General features: G+C 30.1%; 5 protein-coding genes. 2 read left to right on the top strand and 3 right to left on the bottom strand.

What is annotated here, in order from left to right; genetic code table 11:
• Window positions 1–116 precede the first annotated feature (116 nt).
• Window positions 117–695 carry a thymidine kinase gene (locus CBG25_RS13775; RefSeq protein WP_290607319.1) on the bottom strand — a complete coding sequence of 193 codons (579 nt, stop codon included), beginning with the start codon at window positions 693–695 and terminating at the stop codon, window positions 117–119.
• A gap of 617 nt (window positions 696–1,312) precedes the next feature.
• On the opposite strand from CBG25_RS13775, the gene CBG25_RS13770 reads away from it, so the two are divergent.
• A complete protein-coding gene (locus CBG25_RS13770) occupies window positions 1,313–1,726 on the top strand; it encodes an H-NS family nucleoid-associated regulatory protein (protein ID WP_290607317.1) in 414 nt (137 codons plus the stop codon).
• Window positions 1,727–2,574: 848 nt separating this feature from the next.
• Here CBG25_RS13770 and galU read toward each other — a convergent pair.
• Both galU and rssB read right to left on the bottom strand, forming a co-directional pair.
• Window positions 2,575–3,486 carry a UTP--glucose-1-phosphate uridylyltransferase GalU gene (gene galU / locus CBG25_RS13765; protein WP_290607315.1) on the bottom strand — a complete coding sequence of 304 codons (912 nt, stop codon included), beginning with the start codon at window positions 3,484–3,486 and terminating at the stop codon, window positions 2,575–2,577.
• 155 nt (window positions 3,487–3,641) lie between these two features.
• The gene (gene rssB / locus CBG25_RS13760; RefSeq protein ID WP_290607313.1) at window positions 3,642–4,658 is read right to left on the bottom strand and encodes a two-component system response regulator RssB; all 1,017 of its coding nucleotides are present in this window, start codon (window positions 4,656–4,658) and stop codon (window positions 3,642–3,644) included.
• A gap of 709 nt (window positions 4,659–5,367) precedes the next feature.
• Between rssB and purU the strand changes: the two genes are divergently transcribed.
• Window positions 5,368–6,213, top strand: a complete 846-nt coding sequence (gene purU, locus CBG25_RS13755) for a formyltetrahydrofolate deformylase (RefSeq protein ID WP_290607311.1) — start codon at window positions 5,368–5,370, stop codon at window positions 6,211–6,213.
• The last annotated feature ends 612 nt before the right edge of the window (window positions 6,214–6,825 follow it).

Here is a 6,825-nt window from a genome sequence, read left to right as displayed (position 1 = left end):
ACCCATAGCAACTTTACACGATGGAAAACAAATTTGGAGAGAAAAAGATTTAAATCAAATTTAGCCTGACAGATACTGTATAAATAACCGGTAACTGTCAGATCAAGTCTGAGCTACTACAGATTAATTGCATCCATATAATGTCTACGACAGACTGAGATATATTTTTCATTACCACCAATTTCAATCTGTTCTCCCTGATAGACAGCAAGCCCATTATCATCTAATCGCAAAACCCTACTTGCTTTACGACCACAATAACAAATGGTTTTTAGTTCAATAAATTTATCTGACCAAGCTAACAGATAGTGACTGCCAATAAATAACTCACCACGAAAATCTGTTCTTAATCCATAACACAAAACCGGTATGTTGGCATAATCAACAATTTCACAAAGCTGACTAACTTGCTCTTTAGTTAAAAACTGACACTCATCAACAAGCACACAATGAATTTTTTGACAGCTATTTTTTTCTTTTATTAATCTTCCCATATCTGTCTGTTGCGAAAATAAAATTGCATCTGCAACTAAACCAATTCTGGAGGTTACTTTACCTTGAACAAATCGGGTATCAATCTCAGCGGTAAAAATAAGCGTATTCATTCCCCGTTCATTATAATTATATGAAGACTGAAGTAGTGAAGTTGATTTACCAGCATTCATTGCTGAATAATAGAAATAAAGCTGAGCCATTAGCCCTTTCCTCTTACCTATTTAGACAAATATTTTGAAAGTTTACCACATACATTATCAAACATTATTTTTAATTTCATTTGATTATAAATATTGATAACTAACATAACAGATTTTTTAGTAATGTTTATAGTCATGAAAAAGTTCGTATGTTTAAATGTCACGCTCTACAAACAACATCTTTATTTTAACAAAGTATGTGATAAGAAAAGATTATTAATAGCTAACATTCATCAAAAAACTTAGATACCTAGTAGTGATAACTCAACAAAAGCTTAATAAGCAAACTCTTTTACACATATTAAGTTAAAATTTAGTTTATGTTACATACCATAAAGTTGAATAAAAATAAAAAACATCATCTTTACATCTGAATGAAATTCAAATATAAAAGCAGTTCTATCATTTTGGTATAGATTTTTAAGTATCCAGGGTATCTAATATAAGATATATAATATTTTTACAGTGAAAGCTTATATAGCTTTTGCAAAGAAGTTTAAGTTTAAAAAAACAATAAATTTGACCTTATTTTGTAACTTCACTATTGCAGAAAATAAAATAGCATTCTATTATTAGTAGACATCAGCCAACATTCATTTTAATTCGAGACCAGGAAAATGAGCGATTCATTGAAATATTTTAAATCATTAAATAACATTCGTACCTTACGTGCGATAGCAAGAGAAATGCCGTTAGAATCATTACAAGAAATACATGATAAATTTAATACCGTTGTAGATGAACGTCGTGAAGATGAAAATCAAGCGAGAGCACAATTAGAAGCTCATAGTCAAAAAATTGCAAAATATATTAAATTACTTGAAGGAGAAGGACTCAGTCTAGATGATCTAGTTACTGCAAAAACTCCTTCAAAAACATCTAACCGTACTAAGCGCGCAGCGAGACCGGCTAAATTTCAATATAAAGATGAAAATGGTGAAATCAAAACCTGGACCGGTCAAGGTCGCACACCAGCTGTCATCAAAAAGGCACTAGCGAAGGGTAAACATATGGATGATTTTTTAATCTAAATGTCCTTTCTCTACTTTAAAAATACCCTTTATATAAAGGGTATTTTTATTACACATATCATTAACATTTATTACACAATAAATAACCAACCTTAAAGGTCTAATATATATCAAAGCGTAAAACTCTGCTCGCTAAGATAAATACTTAATACATTTACATGCCAGCCACTTTTCACTAATAACTAACCATACCTTTTCCTATAATAAAAAAACCGACATAAAAATGTACAACTTCTATTAATATAAATATTTTGTTATCAGCGATATACCATGTAATGTAAATTTTTGTTGTCTAAACATTTCAAATTATTCCTTCAAGAAATAGTATCGTTGTTTTTTATTGCCATAAAGTCATGCATTCAATGTTCATTATTAGACTTCTCTCTATTTTATTTTGTTAAAGAGGTTGTTAAATTTCATTCTATTCATTATAAAAAAATTTACTATAGAAATAATAAACAGATTACTTTATAAACAAAAAAATAAACGGCTAATCTGATACAAGCTAAATCAATTAAATATAATTACTATACTTTTTTATCATAATTATGATCAGTGTTAACGTAAATATTATTGATAGAAACTCACGCGCCAACACAAAAAATTTTAGCTAGCAACTAAAGTGATATATGATCAGCAAAATCAAATTATTATTATTTGAAATAGTTTGTAATATCTCCATTTAAACAACATCCTTGCCTACTTATATAATTAATAAATCTCATTTTAATTTTACGCATAAATAGAACTTGTTAAAATAAATTTGTAATACAAATAGGCAATTTTCTATAAAAATACCATGCAGATTTTTTTATTGATTTGAATCAAATTTATCGACAATTAGCAATCTAAGATATTTTTTTTACCCACGCGGAAAATTCATCACCTAAAAATTCATGCTGCATACCATATTCAACAAATGCTTTCATGTAACCCAATTTATTACCGCAATCATGGCTTTTACCTTGTAAATGATAGGCTTCAACAGGTTCTCCTTCTATTAACATTTCAATCGCGTCAGTTAACTGGATTTCATCACCTGCCCCCATTGGTGTTTTCTCTAATAAAGGCCAAATTTTCTCTGACAATACATAACGCCCCACGATTGATAAATTAGATGGTGCCAGTTCAATTTTAGGTTTTTCAACAACGCCTTTAATAATTTTGCTTTCACCGGCTTTTAATTCATAATTGTCACAATCTACAACACCATAATTGGATACAGACTCCTTTGGTACCGGCTCAACAAGAATTTGGCTGGCTGATGTTTCATGATAACGCTTCAGCATCGCGGTTAAATTATACTGTTTCAAATCCGAAGAATAATATTGATCAATAATTACATCCGGTAAAACTACAGCAAAAGGCTCATCTCCTACCAATGGTTTTGCACATAAAATGGCATGTCCAAGCCCTTTTGCGATACCTTGTCTCGTTTGCATAATTGTGACATGACTTGGGCATATGGATTGTACATCATTTAATAATTGCCGTTTAACGCGCTTTTCCAAAATTGCTTCCAATTCAAAACTGGTATCAAAATGGTTTTCTATTGAGTTCTTTGAAGAGTGAGTGACTAATATAATTTCATGAATACCAGCAGATATAGATTCATTTACTACATACTGAATAAGTGGTTTATCCGCTAAAGGTAACATTTCTTTAGGTATCGCTTTGGTTGCCGGCAGCATGCGAGTTCCTAATCCGGCGACAGGAATAACAGCTTTGCTAACTTTTTTTTCCGCTTTTTTTAATTTCATTTTTTCTACCAAGTTACCTAAATACAATATACTAATGAAATGTGACAGATAGATTTTCAACAACTTTTGTGGCGAGTATAGCAGTAAAATGTACCAAATAAATAGAAAACTAGAGAAAATTGGCCTAGGTTAACAATCCAGTAAAAAGTAAATAATTATAATATTTCTACCAATGAATTAAACATTAAAGTCATTTGATGTTTATGATTCCATATTTTACATTGCCAATCTATTCCTTTTTCCATTATTTGCTGATAGGCAATTGATTGTAAGCTACCCAATGGTGCACTCGATGACAACTCGACTTCTTTATTCTCGGTTTTTAATTTTACATTAAGTCCTGCTGAAGCTAATACAATTGTTTTACTCTCAGTATGAAAATAACCCAATAAAATTGGAAATTGTCCTTTAATACCTAAATCCATTAATAAAGTGTTTATTTGCTCAAGCATTTCACTAATATTAAATAATTTGTTTGATTGGCTATTAAGATAGGTTTGCAATAATTCATTAAATGCAACTCTAAGTAATAATGCAGCCATAACGCCATCACCCGAAGAATACTCAATATCAAGGCAATAAAAACCTATTTGTTTATCAGAAAGTTCTGCCAAATCAAATAATAATCCAATTTTATTAATATCTTTTAGCTGCCGATAATTAATTTTATAATTTGCCAGTGTTTGATTTACTTTGGGTTGTAGCTCAAGTAAAACTGGCAAAATATCATGCTTTTCGTGCTGGATCATTTGCTGAATATGAGAAAGCTCAGCAGATAAACGAGTGGTTGTTTCTACAATATCTGGATACAAATTACGGATAATCGTCTCTCTAACATCATCAAAATCAACAATCGGTTTTAATAATGCATCTTTTACCCCAAGTCGAAGCATTCTATCCAAATCACTAATTCTATTTGTTCCTGAAATAACAATAACTGGAATTTCACACTTCATTTCCACCAGTTTCTGCATTAAAGTCTCACCACTCATCACAGGCATGCTTAAATCACATAAAATCAAATCAAGATGCTCAACAGCATTAATAATATCTAACGCCTCCTGCCCATTGCTGGCTGTATAAGTAATCACATCAAATGATTTAAGGTAATTTCTCAATACAGAGCGAAAAACCACCTCATCTTCTACAATTAATATTTTCTTCCCTTTCATATGCCAGCCTTACATTACATAAAATGCCATTGACGATATTATCTTTTTAGAAAATAGTACTTATGATAGAACAAATATTTTACGGATTTACACTTAAAGTTATATATTTTTTTGTATTGAAATATATAATTATTTTTCATTTATTGGAATCAATTGGTTACTTTTATACAGTTATTGTAATTAGAAATTACTTTCTTAATTTTGTTCCTTTTTTCTTTAATCCAAATAATTCCTATTGTAAATCAAAATTATCTTATGTTTTTTCATCGTGAATCTAACAACTAAAAAACTATTTATTAATTTATTATCAATATCTAAAATTCAAATCAGTAAACAAAAGTAGATAAATGATCAATAGCACTGAGGATGATTCAGTCACTATTGAGTAACATTATTTACCCAATTAAAAGTGAATATAAAGATAAAAATGAACCTTTGTTAAAGTTTTCAGATAAATTAATCATAAATAACTCATATTTATCTATTATAGCGCTTGTTTGCTTTTAATTAATCAATATTCCAAATGATAAAAATGTGATTTACAATAATAAAAAGATGTTTTTTTAAATAATTTTAATGAAATTTTGAAAAAAACATTGCCATAACAGTCCTAAAAGCGTCAGAATTGCCACATTTTATCGTAACAAGATTATAATTTCCTATTTTGCGATATTTTTGTAACAAAAAAATTTGAAGGAAAAGACCATTCATGCAACAAGCCACTCAAAAAAAAATTCTTCGCACCATCTGCCCTGATGCAAAAGGGTTAATCGCTAAAATCACAAATATTTGTTATAAACATCAATTAAATATTATTCAAAATAATGAATTTGTTGACCATCAGACGAACTGCTTTTTCATGCGTACTGAACTTGAAGGTATTTTCAACGATAATACATTATTAGCTGATCTCGACGATGCTTTACCATCAGGGTCTAAACGTGAATTAAGTACAGCAAATCAACGACGCATTGTTATTATGGTAACCAAAGAAGCACACTGCTTAGGTGATCTATTAATGAAAAGTGCCTATGATGGTCTTGATGTGGAAATTGCTGCTGTAATTGGTAATCACGAGACATTAAGATCCCTCGTTGAACAATTTAATATCCCATTTCACTACATTAGCCATGAAAATTTAACGCGAGAACAACATGATCATTTATTAAAAGAACAAATTGACCATTATGATCCTGATTATGTGGTTTTAGCAAAATATATGCGCGTACTTACACCTAATTTCGTTCAACATTATCCCAATAAAATTATTAATATCCATCACTCTTTTTTGCCAGCTTTTATTGGTGCAAAACCTTACCATCAAGCTTATCAACGTGGTGTCAAAATCATTGGAGCAACGGCGCACTTTGTCAATAATGATCTCGATGAAGGCCCTATTATTACTCAGAATGTGATTAACGTTGATCATAGTTATACCTCTGAGGATATGATGCGAGCAGGTAAAGACGTTGAAAAAAATGTCTTAAGCCACGCTTTATACTGGGTATTAGCACAACGCGTTTTTGTTCATGGCAACCGCACGATTATTCTTTAACCTATCCTCTATTTAATAAAATAGCCTGACTTATTTTAAAGGTAATTATTATACAGAGTACATAATATTACCTTTAAACAATTATAATTATTTTATTAAATTTAATTTTTATAAAATATTTTATTTAATTATTTATCATGATAAATGATTATTTATAATTAACTATATTTAAAAAAAACTGACATCGTTATTACATTTAAATTTTACCTAATGAACAAGGATAACACTTCTGATTAATCGATTAAATATCAAATAGATAGGCACTTAGAGCAGTTAACGCTTGCTCTGTCTATTCACTAGCAGAAACTTGCAAGTTACCAACCCTGTGGTTACTAGCATCAGATCAACCATAATTTTGCCCAATTCATATTTTACCTATTGATTAATATATTTTTTCAATTGCATCAATAAATCGATTCAAAATACTACCATGTGCTTTAGATTTATAAAAATAACAGCTATTTGTCATGCTAAGCTCATCTAGCGGGCACCTCGAAAAACTCAAGATTTTCAATTAACCCTTGGCTTTCATTCTAAATAATTAGATTTTTTTTGATTATCACGCTACTGATTCTATCGCACATTGCCCTGGCTAGGGCCATTTGACCCATT

The organism is Arsenophonus sp. ENCA (genome assembly GCF_002287155.1).
GTDB lineage: Bacteria > Pseudomonadota > Gammaproteobacteria > Enterobacterales > Enterobacteriaceae > Arsenophonus > Arsenophonus nilaparvatae.
Note: the sequence above shows the minus strand (reverse complement) of the source record. Positions and strands in the feature narration are given on the sequence as shown.

Coding starts and splice junctions, on each gene's coding strand:
- CBG25_RS13775 (WP_290607319.1), bottom strand. CDS start 695: ATGGCTCAGCTTTATTTCTATTATTCAGCAATGAATGCTGGTAAATCA.
- CBG25_RS13770 (WP_290607317.1), top strand. CDS start 1,313: ATGAGCGATTCATTGAAATATTTTAAATCATTAAATAACATTCGTACC.
- galU (WP_290607315.1), bottom strand. CDS start 3,486: ATGAAATTAAAAAAAGCGGAAAAAAAAGTTAGCAAAGCTGTTATTCCT.
- rssB (WP_290607313.1), bottom strand. CDS start 4,658: ATGAAAGGGAAGAAAATATTAATTGTAGAAGATGAGGTGGTTTTTCGC.
- purU (WP_290607311.1), top strand. CDS start 5,368: ATGCAACAAGCCACTCAAAAAAAAATTCTTCGCACCATCTGCCCTGAT.